Annotated in this window: 20 protein-coding genes; 5 read left to right on the top strand and 15 right to left on the bottom strand. The window is 71.0% G+C overall.

The window, feature by feature from the left end; genetic code table 11:
* Positions 1 to 218 precede the first annotated feature (218 nt).
* A complete protein-coding gene (locus tag A7B20_RS13135; RefSeq protein WP_102109044.1) occupies positions 219 to 1,088 on the bottom strand; it encodes a formate dehydrogenase accessory sulfurtransferase FdhD in 870 nt (289 codons plus the stop codon).
* A 54-nt stretch (positions 1,089 to 1,142) separates the two neighbouring features.
* Between A7B20_RS13135 and A7B20_RS13130 the strand changes: the two genes are divergently transcribed.
* Positions 1,143 to 1,844 (top strand): AzlC family ABC transporter permease, encoded by a 702-nt coding sequence (locus A7B20_RS13130; protein WP_102109043.1) that lies wholly within the window; start codon positions 1,143 to 1,145, stop codon positions 1,842 to 1,844.
* A complete protein-coding gene (locus A7B20_RS13125) occupies positions 1,841 to 2,170 on the top strand; it encodes an AzlD domain-containing protein (RefSeq protein WP_102109042.1) in 330 nt (109 codons plus the stop codon). Before A7B20_RS13130 ends, A7B20_RS13125 begins: the two co-directional genes overlap by 4 nt.
* 17 nt (positions 2,171 to 2,187) lie before the next feature.
* Here the strand turns inward: A7B20_RS13125 and A7B20_RS13120 are convergent, their stop codons facing one another.
* The 4 genes from A7B20_RS13120 to A7B20_RS21720 form a co-directional block, all read right to left on the bottom strand.
* Positions 2,188 to 2,808 (bottom strand): hypothetical protein, encoded by a 621-nt coding sequence (locus A7B20_RS13120; protein WP_245866897.1) that lies wholly within the window; start codon positions 2,806 to 2,808, stop codon positions 2,188 to 2,190.
* A gap of 11 nt (positions 2,809 to 2,819) precedes the next feature.
* On the bottom strand, positions 2,820 to 2,957 hold the full coding sequence (locus A7B20_RS13115; protein WP_102109041.1) for an aa3-type cytochrome c oxidase subunit IV: 138 nt from the start codon (positions 2,955 to 2,957) through the stop codon (positions 2,820 to 2,822).
* A gap of 123 nt (positions 2,958 to 3,080) precedes the next feature.
* Complete coding sequence (locus tag A7B20_RS13110; RefSeq protein ID WP_102109040.1) at positions 3,081 to 3,569, bottom strand: DUF6173 family protein; 489 nt, start codon at positions 3,567 to 3,569, stop codon at positions 3,081 to 3,083.
* 113 nt (positions 3,570 to 3,682) lie between these two features.
* Positions 3,683 to 5,515 carry a calcium-binding protein gene (locus A7B20_RS21720; RefSeq protein ID WP_102109039.1) on the bottom strand — a complete coding sequence of 611 codons (1,833 nt, stop codon included), beginning with the start codon at positions 5,513 to 5,515 and terminating at the stop codon, positions 3,683 to 3,685.
* Between the two features lie 103 nt (positions 5,516 to 5,618).
* Here A7B20_RS21720 and A7B20_RS13100 point away from each other — a divergent pair, with 103 nt between their 5' ends.
* The gene (locus A7B20_RS13100) at positions 5,619 to 6,515 is read left to right on the top strand and encodes an alpha/beta fold hydrolase (protein WP_102109038.1); all 897 of its coding nucleotides are present in this window, start codon (positions 5,619 to 5,621) and stop codon (positions 6,513 to 6,515) included.
* A gap of 44 nt (positions 6,516 to 6,559) precedes the next feature.
* On the opposite strand, the gene A7B20_RS13095 is transcribed toward A7B20_RS13100, so the two are convergent.
* On the bottom strand, positions 6,560 to 7,729 hold the full coding sequence (locus tag A7B20_RS13095) for a calcium-binding protein (RefSeq protein WP_109791158.1): 1,170 nt from the start codon (positions 7,727 to 7,729) through the stop codon (positions 6,560 to 6,562).
* A gap of 353 nt (positions 7,730 to 8,082) precedes the next feature.
* On the opposite strand from A7B20_RS13095, the gene rpsO reads away from it, so the two are divergent.
* Complete coding sequence (gene rpsO, locus A7B20_RS13090) at positions 8,083 to 8,352, top strand: 30S ribosomal protein S15 (protein WP_102109036.1); 270 nt, start codon at positions 8,083 to 8,085, stop codon at positions 8,350 to 8,352.
* A 67-nt stretch (positions 8,353 to 8,419) separates the two neighbouring features.
* On the opposite strand, the gene A7B20_RS13085 is transcribed toward rpsO, so the two are convergent.
* Positions 8,420 to 9,196 (bottom strand): SDR family NAD(P)-dependent oxidoreductase, encoded by a 777-nt coding sequence (locus A7B20_RS13085; protein ID WP_102109035.1) that lies wholly within the window; start codon positions 9,194 to 9,196, stop codon positions 8,420 to 8,422.
* A 475-nt stretch (positions 9,197 to 9,671) separates the two neighbouring features.
* On the opposite strand from A7B20_RS13085, the gene pnp reads away from it, so the two are divergent.
* Positions 9,672 to 11,804 carry a polyribonucleotide nucleotidyltransferase gene (pnp, locus tag A7B20_RS13080; protein WP_102109034.1) on the top strand — a complete coding sequence of 711 codons (2,133 nt, stop codon included), beginning with the start codon at positions 9,672 to 9,674 and terminating at the stop codon, positions 11,802 to 11,804.
* Positions 11,805 to 11,863: 59 nt separating this feature from the next.
* Here pnp and A7B20_RS13075 read toward each other — a convergent pair whose 3' ends face one another.
* The 8 genes from A7B20_RS13075 to A7B20_RS13040 form a co-directional block, all read right to left on the bottom strand.
* A complete protein-coding gene (locus tag A7B20_RS13075) occupies positions 11,864 to 12,289 on the bottom strand; it encodes a GFA family protein (RefSeq protein WP_102109033.1) in 426 nt (141 codons plus the stop codon).
* Positions 12,290 to 12,358: 69 nt separating this feature from the next.
* Entirely contained in the window at positions 12,359 to 13,078 is a 720-nt protein-coding gene (locus A7B20_RS13070) for a maleate cis-trans isomerase family protein (RefSeq protein WP_102109032.1), read from the bottom strand.
* A gap of 9 nt (positions 13,079 to 13,087) precedes the next feature.
* The gene (locus tag A7B20_RS13065; protein WP_102109031.1) at positions 13,088 to 14,218 is read right to left on the bottom strand and encodes a M24 family metallopeptidase; all 1,131 of its coding nucleotides are present in this window, start codon (positions 14,216 to 14,218) and stop codon (positions 13,088 to 13,090) included.
* Complete coding sequence (locus A7B20_RS13060; RefSeq protein WP_102109030.1) at positions 14,215 to 15,294, bottom strand: pyridoxal-phosphate dependent enzyme; 1,080 nt, start codon at positions 15,292 to 15,294, stop codon at positions 14,215 to 14,217. The genes A7B20_RS13065 and A7B20_RS13060 overlap by 4 nt, the downstream gene beginning before the upstream one ends.
* A gap of 183 nt (positions 15,295 to 15,477) precedes the next feature.
* Positions 15,478 to 15,822: a hypothetical protein gene (locus A7B20_RS13055; RefSeq protein ID WP_102109029.1), complete on the bottom strand. Its 345-nt coding sequence runs from the start codon at positions 15,820 to 15,822 to the stop codon at positions 15,478 to 15,480.
* A 210-nt stretch (positions 15,823 to 16,032) separates the two neighbouring features.
* Positions 16,033 to 16,836, bottom strand: coding sequence for a crotonase/enoyl-CoA hydratase family protein (locus tag A7B20_RS13050; RefSeq protein WP_102109028.1), 804 nt, complete (start codon positions 16,834 to 16,836; stop codon positions 16,033 to 16,035).
* Positions 16,833 to 17,696 (bottom strand): hydroxymethylglutaryl-CoA lyase, encoded by an 864-nt coding sequence (locus tag A7B20_RS13045; protein ID WP_102109027.1) that lies wholly within the window; start codon positions 17,694 to 17,696, stop codon positions 16,833 to 16,835. Before A7B20_RS13045 ends, A7B20_RS13050 begins: the two co-directional genes overlap by 4 nt.
* On the bottom strand, positions 17,689 to 19,692 hold the full coding sequence (locus A7B20_RS13040; RefSeq protein ID WP_102109026.1) for an acetyl/propionyl/methylcrotonyl-CoA carboxylase subunit alpha: 2,004 nt from the start codon (positions 19,690 to 19,692) through the stop codon (positions 17,689 to 17,691). Before A7B20_RS13040 ends, A7B20_RS13045 begins: the two co-directional genes overlap by 8 nt.
* Positions 19,693 to 19,779: the final 87 nt, after the last annotated feature.

Here is a 19,779-nt window from a genome sequence, read left to right as displayed (position 1 = left end):
TGTGATGTCGACATGCTTCTTCGCGTGCCGCTCCGCACAAACGGCAGCCCACGATCGCAGGAGAAGCCTCCGCCCGTGGTGTCGGAGGCACGCCTTCGGCGTGACGGAACGGTCAGGGGCTGCCCGGCGTTGCCGCCGGACGAAGAATCTCCGCGGCTGCCCCTCATCGGACACTGCCACGGGCCGGAACCAAGGCCCGATATCGCGCGCGAGAAAGTTCACTCCGCCCCCTTCCGCGCCATCCGCCGCGGCTCCTCCGCCACGGCCGAGAGGTCCGCATCGCGGATCAGCCGCTCGGCCCCCGAGAGGCAGACATAGCGGCGACCGCGCATCCGGCCGATCAGGGTCAGCCCAACCTGCCGGGCGATTTCCACCCCCCAGGCGGTGAAGCCCGAGCGGGAGGCGAGCACCGGGATGCCCATCAGCGCCGTCTTGATGACCATCTCCGAGGTTAGACGGCCGGTGGTGTAAAGGATCTTGTCCGCCGCGCTCACCTTCTCGGCGAACATCCAGCCGGCGATCTTGTCGACCGCGTTGTGGCGGCCGACATCCTCCATGTAGACCAGCGGGCGGTCCTTCTCGCACAGCACCGTGCCGTGGATCGCGCCCGCCTCGAGATAGAGCGAGGGGGTGCGGTTGATCGTATCGGCCAGGGCATAGAGCCAGGACGTCCGCACCTCGGCCGCGGGCAGGACCATGCCCTCGAGCCCCTCCATCATGTCGCCGAAAACCGTGCCCACGGCGCAACCCGAGGTGCGGGTCTTCTTCTTCAGCTTCTCCTCGAAGCTGGTCGATCCGTCGGTGCGCACGACGACAACCTGGAGATCCTCGTCGTACTCGACGCCCTTCACCGTCTCGCCGTCCTTCAGCATCCCCTGGTTCCTGAGGAAGCCGAGCGCGAGGTATTCTGGGTAATCGCCGATGGTCATGGCGGTCACGATCTCGGCCCCGTTCAGGTAGATCGTCAGCGGCCGTTCCTCGACCACCGAAACCGGCCCCGCGGCGCCGGTGTGATCCACGCCCTCGACCACCCGCGTCAGCCCCGCGCGGGCGGGATCGGGCGCGATCAGATAGGGCGCATTTGGCATTTGAACCTCTCCCCGGCGGCCGGTAGGCATGTGCGGGCAACCTAAGGCTTTCCCATGGCAGGCTCCACAGTGAAATCGGCCTACTTGAGGGGCTTGCGCGACGGCGCGCCCTTCGTGCTGGTCGTCATGCCCTTCTCGCTGCTGTTCGGCGTGGTGGCGATGGACGCCGGGCTGAGCCTGACCGAGGCCATGGGCTTCAACGTCCTCGTCATCGCCGGCGCCTCGCAGTTCGCGGCGATCAGCCAGATGAACGACAACGCGCCGGTGCTGGTGGTCATCGCCACGGCCCTCGCGGTGAACCTGCGCATGGCGATGTATTCCGCGGCACTGGTGCCGCACTTCGGTGCGCTGCCGTTCTGGAAGCGCGCCGTGCTCGCCTATCTCAACGTCGACCAGACCTATGCCGCCTCGGTGCTGGAGTTCGAGCGGCGCCCGGAGATGAGCCTGGACGAGAAGCTCGGGTATTTCGCGGGCGTCGCCACGCCGATCATTCCCGTCTGGTACACCTTCGCCATCGTCGGCGCGCTGGTCGGCGGGGCGATCCCCGACGCCTTCGCGCTGGACTTCGCCATGCCGATCACCTTCCTCGCCCTGATCGGCCCGATGCTGAAGAGCCTCGCCCATGTCGCCGCCGCCCTGACCTCGATCGTCGCGGCGCTGGCGCTCGCCTTCGTGCCCTGGGGCATGGGGCTTCTGCTGGCGGCCGCCTGCGCCATGGTCGTGGGCGCCGCGGTCGAGGGATGGATGGAACGATGAGCTATGCGCCCTGGCAGATCTGGACCGTGATCCTGGCCCTCGGCGCGGGCACCTACCTGATCCGCGTCTCGTTCCTGGGACTGATCGGCGACCGGCCGATGCCGCCCTGGCTTCTGCGCCTGCTGCGCTATACGCCGGTGGCCGTGATCCCGGGGATGGTGGCGCCGCTGGTGCTGTTCCCGGCGGCGACGGGGGGCGAGCCGGACCTCGCCCGCGGCATGGCGGCGGTGGTGACGCTGGGCCTCGGGCTGGTCACGAAGAACACGCTCCTGGCCATGGCGGGCGGTGCGGCGACGCTCTACAGCCTGCTGTTCCTCGTCGGCTGAGCGGCGGGACGCGCCGCTCAGAAGGTGTTCGGCGGCGCCTCGGTGGCGCGGATCAGCACGCCGTGGTTCTCGTCGGCGTCGTCGTCGGTGATGGTGCGGCCCTGCACGCCCGTGCGCGCGGCGAAGGCTTCCATCGTCTTGACCGGGAACCAGCTGACCGGAAAGCCCTCGAAACCCGGAAGCTTCGACAGGATGCGGCTGGTGGTCAGCGAACAGGTCGCGTCACCGGCATTGCCCTGCTCCTGCACCAGCTTCAGCGCCAGTTCCGCGGTCTCGGGCGACACCTCGACCGTCTGCTCGACGATGCGGAACGTCTCGCGCGCGTGGTAGTCGATGTAGATCTTCCGCGCCTGCTCGGTCATGCCGAAAAGCACGTCGTTGCGCTCGGGGACGAAGGGCACCTTGAAGCTGCCCGCCGGATCCCAGAGCACCCGCTGGCTGCCGCTGACCATCAGCGCCGTGTGCGCGCCCGACCCCGAGCGGTTGTTGATGACGGTATAGAGCGTCAGCGCGGGCGGGCCGGGATGGTGATAGGCCCGCGCCTGCACTTCGGCCAAGGGGGCAAGGACGACCGGCTTGCCGCAGGCGGCCAGCGCGACGAGACAGAGCGCGGCAAACGCGCGAACCAGAACCTTCACCGAACCTGAACTCAGCCGTTGACGATGGCGAGGAGGATCAGCCCCACCACGATCACGATGGCCGTCCGGGTCGCGAAGGTGACGAAGCCCGCGAAGGTCTTCTCCTGCACCTCGATGTCCATAGATCCGTGCTTGTGGTGGTCGGCCATGCTCAAGTCCTCTGAAACGGCGTGTCGCGAAGCGGGATAGACCATCCGCGCGCGCCTGTCACGCGCCTGTTGGCGCCCCGGAGGGCGCAAATTCGCCGCAGCGCGGCGCCCCGCCCGCGCCCCTCAGGGCCGCGGTTCGCCGGGCTCCGCGGCCTCGGCCCCCTCAAGGTCGGCCGAGAGGCGGAAGCCGATCCGCGCCGGTTCGGCCTGCTTGTCCGCCTTCGGCAGCGCCCGCAGCATCACGTTCAGCTGGCCGACATGCTGGATCAGCTGGGTCCGCGTGCCCGAGGGGTCGCTGCCGTAGAAGGTCACGATGTCGGGATCGTAGTATCCCATCCCCTCGATCCGCATTACGCCGGGCGCGCCGCCGACGAATCCCATCGCCACCTCGTGATCGCCGTCCAGCTGCTTCTCGAAGGTGCGGATGTAGAGGACCAGCCGCTGATAGGCCCATTCCGCCGGGCTTTTCCGGCTGAGCGGGGTCTTCGCCAGCGTCGCGGGCAGCTGCTCGCGCTCGGCGCAGGGGGCGTCGGGATCGGTGTGGACGGCATGGGCGCGCGGCATCGCCGCGGCCTCGGCGGCTTCGGCGGTGGTCTGGATCTCGTCGCTCATCTCTGGTCTCCGGCAGGGGCCGGTCAGAGCCTAGCGCCCGATCCGCCCCCCGCAACCCCGAGGGGGCCCGCGGGACAGGGAGGCGGCGGGATCAGGCGAGGATCCCGCGCGGATCAGGGAAACACGTCGGGCCGGATCTCGACGTAAATGTCGCCGACCGTGGCCATCGGCGCGCCGCGCAGCACCGCCACCGTCACCCCGTCGATCCGCACCAGGCCGTCGGCGCCGTCCTCGCTTCCCACCACGTCGACATTGCCGGTCGCCCCGCCATGGGGGTTCAGCGAGATGCGCAGGAAATCCTCGCCCGGCGTGAAATCGGTCACCTCGGCCACCGAAACCCCCGTCACCGCGTCGGAGTAGAGCCAGAAGACATCCGATCCGCCACCGCCGGTGGCCCGGTCGGCGCCGTCGAAGATCAGCGTGTCGTCGCCGCTGCCGCCGTCCAGGTCGTCGGGTGCGCCGTCGATGTGCCAGGCATGTTCCGAATGCTCGGCCACGATCCGCTCGGCATCGGTGCCGCGATGGTCGACGAGGTCGCTGCCGTCGCCCCCCGAGAGCACGTCAGCGCCGAGCCCGCCGCGGATCACGTCGTCGCCGCCGTATCCGAGGATGGTGTCGGCGCCACCCCCGGCCGCCGCCGTCCCGTGCTCTCCGCCGTCCAGGTGATCGGCGCCGGCGCTGCCGGTCAGCAGGTCGTCGCCCGCACCGCCGTGCAGCAGCGCCGCGCCCGAAGGTGCCTGCCCGGCCGAGAGCGCGTCGCTGCCGTCGCCGCCGTACAGCGCCGCGGCCCCGCTGCCGCCCGTCATCGTGTCGTCCCCCGCCCCGCCGAAGCCGTAGGCGGGGCCGTCGCCCGCCTGGAACACGTCGTCGCCGCCGCCGAGGTCCGTCACCGTGACCGCCGCGCCGCCGTCACCGGGGACGAGCACCGGCATCGCCTCGGAAAACGCCAGCCGACCGGGCGCGCCGCCCCCGTCGGAGGGCAGCTGCACCGTTTCGTCGCCGTCGCCCCGCAGGTCGGCCGCGGGGCCGGCCGTGTCGAGCCCCGTGGGATCGCCGCCGTCGCGCAGGACCAGCCCGGCCAGTTCCGCGCCGCCCTCCGGGATCTCCTGCGTGTCGTCCACCGGGTCGAGGACGCCGGTTGCCCCGTCCGGCGGGGGCGCAGGCGTGTCGGGCAGTTCCGGATCGACCGGATCCAGCACCACGACGGGATCGGGGGCGGGATCATGGACGGGATCATGGACGGGGGGCGGCGGATCGTCGGGCAGTTCGGGGTCCACGGGATCGAGCACGGGGTCCGCGGCGGAGGTCGGTTCCGGCGGCAGATCGGGAAGCTCGGGATCGACCGGTTGCAACGCGTCCCCGCCTGCCGCGGACCCGTCATCGGCCTCCGCGGCAGGCGGCGGCAGAAGCTGGCCGAGCGCGACATCGGAATCGTGGCCGGGCGCGTCGGTATCGGGCATCCTGAGGAAGACGTCGCCCACCGGCACCGTGTCCAGCCCCTCGAAGCGGACCGATACCGCCTGCCCGTCAAGGGTATAGCCGAAGCCCGGGCTTTCCCCCGGTGCGGCCTCGTGGAGGCCGAAACCGGTGGCGCCCTCCGGCACCCGGAGCGTCAGCGTGTCGGCGCCGGGACGGAAGGCCTCGACCGTGGTGACGCTGCCCGGCTGGGGTTCGGCGAACAGGTCGACGCCGCCATCGTCGCCGGAGTCCGCATCCGCCCCGTCCCCGGCATCGGGATCGGCTTCGGCATCCGCGGCGGCACCTTCGACGCCATGCATCAGGTCGAGGAGCGAGCCGCCGTCGGACCCGGCGCGGTCCCCCTCCCCGCCATCGTCCTGCGGTCCGTCCTCGTCGGGCCCGGCATCGGCGCTGCCCCGCAGCAACCCCACGACATCGGGCATGGCGGTGGCCGCTATGACACCCAGAAAGAACAGACCGGCAAGCATGTCGACCTCCGAAGCAAGCCCTCGCCCCCCGCTGCTACAGTGTTCGCGTTGACTTCGGGTGTCGAACGGAAGTTCAATTTGAGGTTAACGGCAGGAGGTGCCCATGGACGACGCCATCCCGGGGTTCCGCCGGACCCGGATCGACACCGGCGCGGCGACGCTTTCGGTCCACGAGGCCGGATCGGGCACGCCGCTGATCCTGCTGCACGGGTTTCCGCAGAACCACATGACCTGGGCGCCGGTCGCCCCGCAGCTGGCCGGGCGCTTCCGGGTGCTGGTCCCCGACCTGCGCGGCTATGGCGACAGCGACGCGCCACCGGACGACGCCGGTCACACCGTCTATTCCAAGCGGACCATGGCGCGGGACATCGTGGGGCTGATGGACCGGCTGGGGATCGAGGCGGCGCATGTGCTGGGCCACGACCGCGGCGCGCGGGTCGCCTACCGCCTGGCGCTGGACCATCCCGACAGGGTCCGCAGGCTCGGCATCGTCGAGATCGTGCCGACCGGCGACTTCTGGCGCGCCTGGAGTGCCGAGCTGGCCATGGCGGCCTATCACTGGACCTTCCTCGCCCAGTCCGCGCCCCTGCCCGAGCGGATGATCGGCGCCGATCCGGTCGCCTACATCGACCACACGCTGGCCAGCTGGACGGGCGGCCGCGACCTGTCGCCCTTCTCGGCGGCGGCGCTGGAGAGCTACCGGCGGCAGGCCCGCGATCCGGCCCGCGTCGCCGCCATGTGCGCCGATTACCGCGCCGGGGCGACCTTCGACCGGGCGCTGGACGAGGCGGACCGGGCGGCGGGGCGACGGATCGCGGCGCCGCTCTGCTACCTCTACGCCGACAGCGGCTTCCCCGCGCGCACCGGCGATCCCGGCGGGCTCTGGCGCGGCTGGGCGCCGGATCTGCGCACGGCCTCCTGCACCAGCGGCCACTTCGTGATCGAGGAGAACCCGCAGGCGGTGCTGGACACCTTCCTGCCCTTCTTCGCCGCCGACTGATGCCGAGCCGACGGCCGCCCGGGCGGCCGTCGGCAGGGTCGCGGTCAGACCGGCGCGGATGCCCCCGTCCCGCCGGATGTCGCCGCGGCGGTCGCGCCAAGGGCCGCCGCATCGGTATAGACCTGCTCGACCAGCGCGATGTCGTCGGGGGTCAGCCCCGGGGCGTTCAGTACGGTCGCCACCGTGACGCCGTCGACGCTGATGATCGCGTCGCTGCTGCCCGCCGCGTAGTCGACGGCAAGCACCGGCGCCGGGGTCAGCGCCGGATCGTAGGCCAGCACCAGCGCATCCTCCCCGGCCGCGAAATCGATGATCGAGGCCGCGGGCGCCCCCGCCGCCCCCCAGGTGCCCATGACGAAACTGTCCTCGTCCGCGCCGCCGCTGACGGTATCGCCCTGGCCGACGAAGATCGTGTCGGCCCCCTGCCCGCCGTCGATCGCGTCGCCGGTGTCGGCGTCGGCGGTGGGCGCCAGGGTCAGGATGTCCTCGGCGGGTGCGGTGCCGACGAGCATGTCGTCGCCGTCGCCGCCCGAGATCGTGTCGGCGCCCAGACCGCCGAACAGCAGGTCGCCCCCTTGTCCGCCGTCCATGCTGTCGGCGTCGTCGCCGCCGGACAGGCCGTCGTCTCCGGTGCCGCCGGTCATCGTGTCGGCGCCCGCGCCGCCGAAGGCGATGTCGTCACCGCTGCCGCCGTCGACCCGGTCGTCGCCGTCCCAGCCGTCGAGGATATCGTCGTTGCCGCCCCCCGCGAGCGTGTCGGCGCCGGTGTCGCCGAACAGCGTGTCGGTGCCCGGCCCGCCGTTCAGCAGGTCGGCGTCCGTCCCGCCGTCGAGGATGTCCGCGCCGCCGCCGCCCGCCAGCGTGTCGGCCCCGCCGAGGCCGAGAAGAAGGTCGGAGCCCGGGCCGCCGCGCATCTGGTCGTCGCCGGCGCCCCCGGCCATGGCATCGTCGCCCGCTCCGCCGGCCATGACGTCCTCGCCCGGACCGCCGGTCATCTCGTCCCGCCCCGGACCGCCGCGCAGCGTGTCGTCGCCGCCGTTGCCGTCGATCGTGTCGGCCCCGCCGAATCCTTCCAGAAGGTCGCCGTCGGACCCGCCGGCCAGTTGCTGGCCGTCCTCGGGGCCCTGCGCCGCAGGTTCGTCGTCGTCGTTGTTGGATGCGTCGATCAGGAAACCGATCGCGACCACTCCCAATGCGGCTGCCAGAATGAGCATGAAAAGTTCTCCGAAGAAAATGCCCCCGCGATGGACCACCCCGGCCCACAACGAAATCGTCCCACAAGCACATGAAAAGTAAATGGAAATTCACCGGCCGTTCGGAAACGTGGCTTTTTCAGGGCAGCCGCGAAACAATCCCGACCGGACAGGCCGGATTGTGGAGCGATCTGGAGGCCGGCCTGCCGCCGCCGCCTGCACCGCCCGCGCGGCAATCTCGCGCCAAGCCCCCTTCCCATCGCGGCGCGAATCCTCTAGGGACGGCGGGCCGCGTCCGTGCGGCATTCTCCACGGGCCCTGCTGGACGACATCCCGGCTTGCGCCATCACCCCTGACCCCGAAAGGAGATCCCGATGTCGATCACTGCCGAAGAAAAGACCCGCCTGATGAAGGAATACGCGACCAAGGAGGGCGACACCGGTTCGCCCGAAGTCCAGGTCGCCATCCTGACCTCGCGCATCTCCGCCCTGACCGAGCACTTCAAGACCCACAAGAAGGACAACCACTCGCGCCGTGGCCTTCTGAAGCTCGTCGCCCAGCGCCGCAAGTTGCTGGACTACACCAAGAACAAGGACGAAGAGCGCTACCGCAAGCTGATCGAGAGCCTCGGCATCCGCCGCTGAGCCGCAGCCCGCGCAGAGTTCAGGAAAACGCCCGCACGACGCGGGCGTTTTTCGTTTCCGGGGGGCGTCACTTCTTCTGCATCTTCTCGACCATCTTCAGCACGGCGCGGCGCGGCAGCAGCGGGATCAGCCAGTTCGCCGCGAAGTCGATCCTGCCCTCGTTGAACGCCACCAGCGCGCCGCGGCGCATGGCGTCGTAGCCCTCCTTGGCGACCGAGCGCGCCGTCGCGCCGCCGCCCGACACCAGCCCGGTGCCTTCCAGGTTCGCCGCCTTGGCGAAGCCCGTCTCGACATAGCCGGGGGCCAGGACGGTGCAGGTCACGCCCTTGTCGCGCAGTTCCTGGTCGATCGCCTGGCTGAACGAGGCGACGAAGGCCTTGGTGGCGAAATAGACCGCCTGGTAGGGCCCCGGCATGAAGCCCGCGCTGGAGCCGACGTTCAGGATCCGCCCGCCGCCCCGTGCCACCATGTCCCTCGCGAAGGCGTGGGTCAGCGTCACCAGCGCCTTCACGTTCAGGTCGATCATCGCCAGTTCGTCGGCCAGCGCCCGCTCGGTGTGCAGGCCGTGGCCGCCGAACCCCGCGTTGTTCACCAGGATGTCGACCGCCAGCCCCGCGGCCTTCACCTTGTCGTAGAGTTCCTGCGCCCCGCCCTCGGCCCCGAGGTCCAGCGGGAACACATGGACCTTCACCTGGTGCGCCGGTTCCAGCTCGGCCTTCAGCGCCTCCAGCGCCCCGGCGCTCCGCGCGGTGATGATCAGGTCGCCGCCCTTTTCCGCGTGCAGGCGGGCGATTTCCTTGCCGATGCCGGACGATGCACCGGTGACGAGAGCCGTGTTGGACATGGGAGACTCCGTGGGGTTGTGGATGCCATGGCGTGAAGGTGGGGCGCTGCGGCCCGTTGCTCAAGCCCGGAGCCCCCGAAGCGCGCCATCCTGCACATGGGTTCCGCCGTGGCCGACCTTCCCGCGCTCGCCCTCTCCGACCGTCAGCCCTGGGCCCGGTCGATCCTGCGGCGGCAAGGTGATCGAGAACCGCAGCCTCGGCGCGAGCCGGGCGGGCGGAGTACCGCCATGGCCTCCGGCGGCTGGAGCGTCACGGCGCGCGCTGCCCGCCCGCCCCGCGCGAAACCGCCCGAAAGGCCCAGGGGCCGCCGAAAGACGTGACGATCAAGAACCTTTCCATCAGGGCGAAAGTCGTATAGGGCCGCACAATCTGAAAATCCGGCGCCCGGACTCCAGCGCCCGACAAAGAAGATACCGGAGTCAGGGGGAATGCGCCCCCTACGCAATGGCCTGCGGGCCTGTTTGAGGAACACCGATGTTCAACGTCACCAAGAAAGAGATGCAGTGGGGGCAGGAAACCCTCACCTTGGAAACCGGCAAGATCGCGCGGCAGGCCGACGGTTCGGTCATCGCGACGCTCGGCGAGACGAGCGTGATGGCCAACGTCACCTTCGCCAAGACGCAGAAGCCGGGCCAGGACTTCTTCCCCCTGACCGTCCACTACAACGAGAAATACTATGCCGCGGGCAAGGTGCCCGGCGGCTTCTTCAAGCGCGAGGCGCGGCCGACCGAGAAGGAAACGCTGACCTCCCGCCTGATCGACCGTCCGATCCGCCCGCTGTTCGTCCCCGGCTTCAAGAACGAAGTGCTGGTGATCTGCACCGTGCTGTCCCATGACCTCGTCAACGATCCCGACATCGTGGCGATGATCGCGGCCTCCGCCGCCCTGACGATCTCGGGCGCGCCGTTCATGGGCCCGATCGCAGGCTGCCGCGTGGGCTTTGCCAACGGCGAATACGTCCTGAATCCCGAAATCGACGACATGCACAACCTGCGGCTCAACCCCGAGCAGCGGCTGGACCTCGTCGTCGCGGGCACCAAAGACGCCGTGATGATGGTGGAATCGGAAGCCTACGAGCTGACCGAGGCCGAGATGCTGGGCGCCGTGAACTTCGCCCACCAGCAGATCCAGCCGGTGATCGACCTGATCATCGACCTGGCCGAAGCCGCCGCGAAAGAGCCGTTCGACTTCCAGCCGGTCGACTACTCCGATCTCTACGCCGCCGTGAAGGCCGCGGGCGAGACCGAGATGCGCGCCGCCTTCGCGATCACCGACAAGCAGGAGCGGACCACCGCGATCGCGAACGCCGTCGAGTCGATCAAGGGCAAGCTCTCGGAAGAGCAGCTGGCCGACGAGAACCTCGGCTCTGCCATCAAGAAGCTCGAGTCGGGCATCCTGCGCGGCGACGTGGTGAAGACGGGCAAGCGGATCGACGGGCGCGACACCAAGACCGTGCGCCCCATCGTCTGCGAGACCGGCCTGCTGCCCCGCACCCACGGTTCGGCCCTGTTCACCCGGGGCGAGACTCAGGGTCTGGTGATCACCACCCTCGGCACCGGCGACGACGAACAGATGATCGACGCGCTGCATGGCACCTACAAGTCGAACTTCCTGCTGCACTACAACTTCCCGCCCTACTCGGTCGGTGAAGTCGGCCGCTTCGGCCCTCCGGGCCGCCGCGAGATCGGCCACGGCAAGCTGGCCTGGCGCGCCCTTCAGGCCGTCCTGCCCGCCGCCACCGATTTCCCCTACACCATCCGCGTGGTGTCGGAGATCACCGAGTCCAACGGCTCCTCCTCCATGGCTTCGGTCTGCGGCGGGTCGCTGTCGATGATGGACGCGGGCGTGCCGCTGAAGGCGCCGGTCGCCGGTGTGGCCATGGGCCTGATCCTGGAAGACGACGGCAGCTATGCCATCCTGACCGACATTCTCGGGGATGAAGACCACCTCGGCGACATGGACTTCAAGGTCGCAGGTACCGAGAACGGCATCACCTCGCTGCAGATGGACATCAAGGTCGCGGGCATCACCCCCGAGATCATGGAGAAGGCCCTGGCCCAGGCCAAGGACGGCCGCCTCCACATCCTCGGCGAGATGAACAAGGCGCTGTCCGGCGCGCAGGAGTTCAGCGTCCACGCGCCGCGCATCGAGACGATGCAGGTGCCGGTCGACAAGATCCGCGAAGTCATCGGCTCGGGCGGCAAGGTCATCCGCGAGATCGTGGAGGTCTCGGGCGCCAAGGTCGACATCAACGACGACGGCATCATCAAGATCGCGTCCGCCAACGGCGACTCGATCAAGAAGGCCTACGACATGATCTACTCGATCGTGGCCGAGCCGGAAGAAGGCAAGATCTACAAGGGCACGGTCGTCAAGCTGGTCGACTTCGGCGCCTTCGTGAACTTCTTCGGCAAGCGCGACGGCCTGGTGCACGTCTCGCAGATCGAGAACCGCCGCCTGAACCATCCTTCGGACGTCCTGAAGGAAGGCCAGGAAGTGTGGGTCAAGCTGCTGGGCTTCGACGACCGCGGCAAGGTGCGCCTGTCTATGAAGGTCGTGAACCAGGAGACCGGCGAGGAAGCCAAGGCCGAGGAAGGCGCGGAATAAGCGCCCTCCCGTCCGGAACATCGCGGGGCCCCGGCGGAAACGCCGGGGCCTTCGCATTTTCAGTCAGGCGGCAGGTTCTGGCCCGGAAGCCCGTCGAGCCGCGGCAGGGCAGCAAGATCGTCCTCCCATTCCGCGCGGCTTGCGAAGCAGATGTGTGCCTCCGGTCGCAGATGGATCGGGCCATCGAGCGATCCGGCCGGAACCACGAGCGCTGCGGGATCCGGCTGGACGTAAGGCAGCGCCGAACCGCAGCGCGCGCAGAAGCACTTGACGTGCCGCGAGCCGGGAAGGCCGAACGTCGTGACGTGATCCTCGCCCGACTGCCATTCGAGCGTCGCGGTGGACGAGAACAGGTTGGCCGAATGGACCGAGCCGCTGTCCTTGCGACACCGCCCGCAGTGGCAGAGGAAGAAATGCTCGAACGCCCCGCTGACGCGGAACGATACGGCGCCGCAGAGGCACCGTCCGAGTGCCGGATCGTTCATCCATCATCCCTTCGCAGTCGTCCAGCCGTTCGAACCGGCCCACTCTTTCCAGGCGCAACACCCGGCGCCTCAGATCGCCGCCGCCGTCTCCGCCCCGGTCAGTTGGGCCATGTGCCAAGCCAGCACCAGGTTGCTCGACAGCACCGGCATGCCGAGTTCCTCCTTCAACCCGGGGATCACGTCCAGCGTGCGCAGGTTGGTGCAGGACATGAAGATGCCGTCGACCTCCCCCTGCCCCGCCAGATCCTGCGCCGCGTTGCGGACGGCGTCGGGCGAGATCCGCGCCACGGCCGCCTCCCGCGCCTCGTCGAAGGAGCCGAAGACCGGCGTGGCGATGCCCTGGTCCGACAGCACCGTGCGCAGCCTGCGGCTCACTGGCTCGATGTAGGGTGACAGGAAGGCGAGCCGGGTGATCCCCTTCGCCCGGCAGGCAGCGACGAGACCCGAGACGGGTTCGGTCACGGCCTCGGTCCGGCAGCCCGCCGAGACCAGTTCGGCGATCCGCGCCGCGCCGATGACCGAGGTGCCGGAGGTGCAGCCGTAGCCGACGGCGTGGAACTGCACCGACTCGGGCATCAGCCCGGCGGCGGCGGGCAGGTCGTCCTCCATCATCGCCAGCGTGTCGCGGGTGACTTCCGGCGCGCTCTCGACCCGGCTGACGTAGAGCGCGGTCTTCGGCGAGGGGAACAGGCGGCGGAAGTCGGGCTCGATCGTCTCGTCGGACTTCAGCACGATCAGGCCCAGCGTCCTGTCCCCGTGGGGACCGATCAGGTCGTAGGGATAAGCCATTGTCTTTCCTCAGATCCTCGGCAGGGTTTCGGGGGCGGGCGACGTCAGCCACTCGGCACCGCCCCCGGTGATGACGATGTTCTCCTCGTGCACCAGCAGGCTGCCCGGCCCGGTGGCGATCCAGGGCTCCAGCGTCAGCACCATGCCGGGCTCCAGCGGCGTCGGGTCGGCGGCGATCAGCGACAACCCCTCGGTCAGCTGCATCCCGAGCCCGTGGCCCAGCCGCCCCTGCCCGCCGGTGTGCAGGAAGCCCTCCATCACCGCGTAGAGGTCGCGGGCCGTGGCGCCCGGGCGGGCGGCGCCGAAGGCGGCACGGGTCGCCTCGATCAGGGTCCTGTAGGCGTCGTCGATCTCCCGCGTCACGGGGCCAAGGGCGAAATTCCGGTCGAAGTCGCAGAAATAACCGCCCTTCACCAGCCCGGTGTCGAGCATCAGCACATCGCCCGCGGCGAGCGGCGCGTCGGTGGCGGGCGAGATCACGTCGCCCTGCCCCCGCGGTCCCGCGCCGCCGGCGAGGTAGGGCACCCAGTCCGCCCCCTCGGCCAGCGCGAGACACTGGAAGTCGCGGAACACCTGCGACAGCGGCACGCCGGGGCGGGCGATCTCGGGCACCCGGGCGAAGGCACGCCCGGCGATGGCGCAGGCGGAGCGGATCAGCGCGATCTCGGCCGGGGACTTCACCGCGCGCAGCCGCGCCATCAGCCCGCCGTCGCCGCCCAGCCGCGCCGGGGCGACGGCGGCGGTCAGCGCCCGGAAGGACTCGAGCGGGATCCTGACGTGGGTCTCCGGCCCGGACGGCAGACCGATGCGCGCCCCGCCCTTCTCGCGCAGGGTCTCGGCGAGAAGCGGGATGCCGTCGTTCGCCGGATCGGGCGAGACCCAGGTGCGGATGTCGGTCAGCCAGCCGCGCGCCATCAGCGGCGCCCCGATCGAGGGGATCACCGCCACCGGATCGCCCGCCGCCGGAACGACCACGAACCACGGACGGGTCGGGCTTTCCCAGAACCGCGTCAGGAAGCCGGTGAAATAGCGCACCTCGGGCTCGGTCGTCAGCAGCAGCGCGGTCAGCCCGGCCCCGGCCATCGCCCCCTGCGCGCGGGCCAGCCGGGCGCGGTACTCGGCCACGGGAAAGACGCTCATGCGCCCTCGCTCAGGATGCAGAGCGCGCGGGACCGCGGGCCCAGTCCCAGCAGCTCGCGCACCCGCGCCCGGTCCGAGTCCGCGTCCGCGTGCTCCGCCAGCGCCATCAGCGCCGCCAGCCCCGCGCCGCCCGAGGCCGAGGTCTCGAACCCCGCCGCCGCGAGCACCGGCAGCGCGGCCGCGGCCTCCTCCTCGGTGATCGTCAGGAAACTGTCGGCGTCGCGGGCCAGTCCTGCCAGGGCGATCAGCGAGGGTTCCTTGCAGTCGAGCCGTCCCATGGCCGATTCGCCGCCCTCGGAGACGACCGGGCGCCCGGCCCGGACGCTTTCGATCAGGGCCGGCGCCAGCGCGGGTTCCACCACGGCGATGTGCGGCGCCTCCCCCCAGGCCCGGCGGAGCAGCGCCGCCACCGCCGCCGCCATGCCGCCGACCCCCGCCTGGAGGAAGACGTGGCTCGGCGGCTCCTCCGCCGCCTCCGCGATCTCCTGCGCCATCACCAGGTAGCCCTCCATCAGCCGGTGCGGCAGCTCGACGTATCCGGGCCAGGAGCTGTCCGACAGCAGGGTCCAGCCGTTCTGCGCCGCCGACCGCTCGGCCGCCGCCATGCTGGCGGCATAATCCGCCCCGGCGCGCACCACCTCCGCCCCCTCGGCGGCCAGCCGGGCGGCGAAGCTCTCGGGCACGCTGGCGGCGATGAACACCACGGCCCGCGCCCCGAAGACGCGCGCCCCCGCGGCCACCGACAGGCCATGGTTGCCTGCGCTCGCCGTGGCGAAGGTCTCTCCCTCCAGCCGACCGCCCGCCGCGGCGGCGAGATGGGCGATGACATAGGCGGCGCCAAGCGCCTTGAAACTGCCCAGACCCATGCGGCCGCGTTCGTCCTTCACCGCAAGCCCGGCCAGGCCGAACCGCCCGGCCAGGGCGGGAGCCTGCGTCAGCGGCGTTGCCGCGGCAGCGGGACAGCGCGCCAGAAGGGCCAGCGGCGGGCCTGCATCCGCGGCAGGAAAGGGCAGATCCGACGGCAACCTGTCCGCGGGCAGACCGTGACCGCGCCAGGGGTTTGCGAATGCGTCCATGTCTCCTGCCCCGTCCTGATCCCTCTCCCCCGAGGCTAGAAGCATTGCGTCCGGAAGGGAAACGCGGAGTCGCCGGTGCCGGTATCGAAAAGACCGGGCCGACACGAAAAGGCCCGGGGCGCCTCGCAGGCGCACCGGGCCGGATCCTTGCCTCCGGCAGCCTGTCGCCGCCGGAGCCTTCCGTCACTTGCTGACGTCGACCAGCGCCTGGGACGCCATCAGGTTCGGGTTGGTCTCGCACTTGGCGATCAGCGCGTCGACGCTGGCCTCCATCTCTTCCTGCGACTCGGGCTCCATGCCCGCGTTGGTGTCGGCGGCGTCGTTCGCGTCCGAGGCGTCGGCGGTGGCGTTGCTGCCGCCGACCTCGCCTTCGTCGACCCGAAGCGAGGTGAGACCGGCAAGCTGCTGCTCGCGGGTCATGGTCAGGTAGTCGCCGCAGAGGGTGGTGGACGGCATCGGCTCGTCCTGCGCGACGGCGGGCAGCGCGGTGGCGAGGGCGAGGGCGGCGGTGAGGATGGCGGTCTTCATGGGGATGCTCCCTTGGGATGACGTTATGTTCCCGAACGTGGTCCCCGACAGAGGTGTTCCGGCCGGACCGGCATCGGCGGCAAAGGCGCCTTGCCGACCGTCTCCGGAGGCAGGTTCCCGCCGAGAAGCGGCTCCCCAAGGCGCGCGGGGTCGGCGGGTGGGCGAAGCCGAAGGCGAGTCCAGCCGCCGGCCCCGCGCGAAGCCGACCGCTCACCCCTGCCCGCCCCCCTCCCCGGACCAGCGCGCCGGCCTGCGGTCGAGGAAGGCGGCGATGCCGTGGGCCGCCTCCTCCCCCTCCCAGGTGTCGGCGAGGCGGGCGATCGTGGACTCGATCACCGCGTCGTCGATCCGCGGCCCGAGGCTGCGGGCCAGCGCCTTGGCGGCCGCGACCGCGCCCGGTGCGACCGAGAGGTAGGGATCGACCTCGGCTGCCACCGCGGCCTCGCGCTCCGCGGCCTCGAACAGCCCGGCGACGATGCCGAGGTCCCGCGCCTCCTCCGCGCCGAACAGGCGGGACGACATGAACACCCGCCGCGCCTTCCCCTCGCCCATGCGGGCGACGACATAGGGGCCGATGGTGGCCGGGATCAGCCCCAGCCGCGTCTCGGTCAGCCCGAAGCGGCAGTCCCGCGCCGCAAGCGCCACGTCGCTGACGCAGGCCAGACCGACGCCGCCGCCGAAGGCCCCGCCGTGCAGCACCGAGATCAGCGGCACCGGCAGCTCGTTCAGCGCCCTCAGCATCAGGGCCAGCTTCCGCGCCTCGGCGATCCGCGTCGCCCGGTCGGCGGCGGTCTGCGCCTGCATCCAGGCCAGGTCTCCACCCGCGCAGAACACCTTTCCCGCACCCTCCAGCACGATCACCCGGGTTTCTGGCGCGGTGGCGAGGTGGCCCGCCAGGTGGGTCAGTTCCTCGATCATCCGCCCCGACATGGCGTTGCGCTTCCCGGGCAGGTTCAGGGTCACGCGGGCGACGCCGCGGGCGTCGCGGTCGACCAGGAGGGTGTCGTAGGTCATGGCGTTCCGGCGCTCCTCAGGCTGCGGGCGAAGGCGGCGGCGACGGCAAGTTTCTCGCGGTCGATGCCGGTGGCATAGCCGAGAGCCTCCAGCATCTCCACCACCCGCTCGGTCGCGACGTTGCCCGCCGCGCCCGGCGCATGGGGGCAGCCGCCCAGCCCCCCCGCCGCCGCGTCGAAGATCCTGACGCCAAGGCCGAGCGCCGCCTCGATGTTGTCGAGCGCGCGGCCGCCGGTGTCGTGGAAATGCCCCGCCAGCCGGTCGGCCGGGACGTGGTCCAGCACCGCCTCGAGCATCGCCCGCGCGGTGCCCGGCGTCGCCCGGCCGATGGTGTCGCCAAGCGAGATCTCGTGACAGCCCATGTCCCAGAGCGCCCTTGCGACGCGGGCGGTGTCCTCCGGGGCGACGGGGCCGTCGTAGGGGCAGTCGGTGACGCAGGAGACATAGCCGCGCACCGGGATGCCATGGAGGAACGCCGCCTCCAGCACCGGCGGGAAGCGGCGCAGGCTCTCGGCCACGGTGCAGTTGATGTTCGCCTTCGAGAAGCCCTCGGAGGCCGAGGCGAAGACGGCGACCTCGTTCGCCTTCGCCGCAAGCGCCGCCTCGAACCCCGTCATGTTCGGGGTGAGCGCGCCGTAGGTCACGCCGGGCCGGCGGCGGATGCCGTCCATCACTTCGGCGGCGTCCGCCATCTGCGGCACCCATTTCGGACTGACGAAGCTCGTCACCTCGATATGGCTCAGACCCGTGTCCGACAGCAGGTTCACAAGGCGGATCTTGTCGGCGGTGGCGACCTGCGCCTTCTCGTTCTGCAACCCGTCGCGGGGGGCCATCTCGTAGAGGCGGACATGTTCAGGCATCGTCGGGCTCCAGCACGATCAGGCGCGCGCCCTCGGCGACCTGCTGGCCCTCCTCGGCCAGCACCTCGGCCACGGTGCCGTCGCGCGGCGCGGTCAGGGTGTGTTCCATCTTCATCGCCTCCAGCACCAGCAGCGGATCGCCCCGCGCCACCGCGGCGCCGGGCGCGGCGGTGACGCGGCGCACGAGCCCCGGCATCGGCGCGGCGACGTGATCGCCCCCCTGCCCCGCCTCCCCGGCCGCCGCCAGCGGATCGGGGCTGGCGAAGGCGTGACTCTGGCCCCGGTCAAAGACGTGCACCCTGTCCGTGAGGCGGACGGCGGAGAGGGTCTGGGAGAGGGACTCCTCTCCCAGCCTGTAGCGCCCCGCGCCGAGCTGTTGGACGGCGAGGGTGCGGGCGCCTTCGGCGTCGGCGATCCGGAACCGGCCGGGGGCCTCGACGGCCAGGGTCAGCGTCGCTTCCCGGTCCCCGATGTGCAGCGTCACGGGGCGATCCATGGGCGCCCAGTGGGCATACCCCGCCAGCGCCTGCCAGGGGTCGGCGGGATCGGCGGGGTCCAGCAGGCCCTCGGCCAGCAGCGCGGCCAGCGCCAGCGCGTTGCGCGAAGGCGGGGCGGCGGCGGTGAGGGCGTCGGCCTTGCGGGCGATCAACCCGGTGTCGAGGCGCCCCGCGGCGAAGTCCGCGTCGCGGCAGAGGGCGGCGAGGAAGGCGCGGTTGGTGGTGCAGCCCGCCACCTCGGTCTCGTCCAGCGTCCGGGCGAGGCGGGCGAGGGCCGCCGCGCGGTCCGGGGCGTGGACGATGACCTTGGCGATCATCGGGTCGTACCAGGGAGTGATCGCATCCCCCGCCTCGACGCCGCTGTCGATCCGCACGGGGGCGCGGGCGAAGGCGGCATGGGGCGGGAGGCGGAGGTGGTCGAGCGGGCCGGTCGCGGGCAGGAAGCCCTTCGCCGCATCCTCGGCGTAAAGCCGCGCCTCGACCGCGTGGCCGGTGATCGTCAGGTCGCCCTGCGCGAAGGGCAGCGGTTCCCCGGCGGCGACGCGCAGTTGCAGCTCGACGAAGTCGAGCCCGGTGATCGCCTCGGACACCGGGTGTTCGACCTGGAGGCGGGTGTTCATCTCCATGAACCAGAACCCGTCCTCGGTCAGCCCGCCCGCGCCGTCGGCGATGAACTCGACCGTGCCCGCCCCGACATAGCCGACGGCCCTCGCCGCCTCCACCGCCGCGCGGCCCATGGCGGCGCGCACCGCCTCGGGCCTGTCCGGGGCCGGCGCCTCCTCGATCACCTTCTGGTGGCGGCGCTGGAGCGAGCAGTCGCGTTCGAACAGGTGGACGGTGTTGCCATGGGCATCGGCGAAGACCTGGATCTCGATGTGCCGGGGGCTGGTGACGTATTTCTCGACCAGCACGCCCGCGTCGCCGAAGCTGGCCCGCGCCTCTCCCTGCGCGCCTTCCAGCAGGCGGGCGAAGTCCTGCGGCCGTTCCACCAGCCGCATCCCCTTGCCCCCGCCCCCGGCGCGGGCCTTGATCAGGACGGGATAGCCGATCCTTTCGGCCTCTTGCGCCAGCAGGCCCGGATCCTGGTCCGCGCCGTGATAGCCCGGCACCACCGGCACGCCTGCCTTCTCCATCAGCGCCTTCGCCGCGTCCTTCAGCCCCATGGCGCGGATCGCCTGCGCGGGCGGGCCGATGAAGACGAGGCCCGCCGCCTCCACCGCGTCCACGAACTCCGGGTTCTCCGACAGGAAGCCGTAGCCCGGATGGATCGCCTCGGCCCCCGTGGCGCGGGCGGCCTCGAGGATCGCCTGCTGGTCCAGGTAGCTTTCGGCAGCGGGAGCGGGGCCGATCCGCACCGCCACGTCGGCGTGCCGGACATGCAGCGCTCCTGCGTCGGCGTCGGAGTGGACGGCGACGGTGGCGATGCCGAGGCGGCGGGCAGTGGCCATGACCCGCGCCGCGATCTCGCCCCGGTTGGCGATGAGGATCTTCGTGAACATCAGCGGCGCTCCCCGGTCCGCACGGCAGGAGTGACGGAGGGGGCCGGATGCCTCCGGCGCGCGTATCTTGAAAAGGAGGAAGCAGGG

The sequence above is a fragment of the Oceaniglobus roseus genome, assembly GCF_002869745.1.
GTDB lineage: Bacteria > Pseudomonadota > Alphaproteobacteria > Rhodobacterales > Rhodobacteraceae > Oceaniglobus > Oceaniglobus roseus.
Note: the sequence above shows the minus strand (reverse complement) of the source record. Positions and strands in the feature narration are given on the sequence as shown.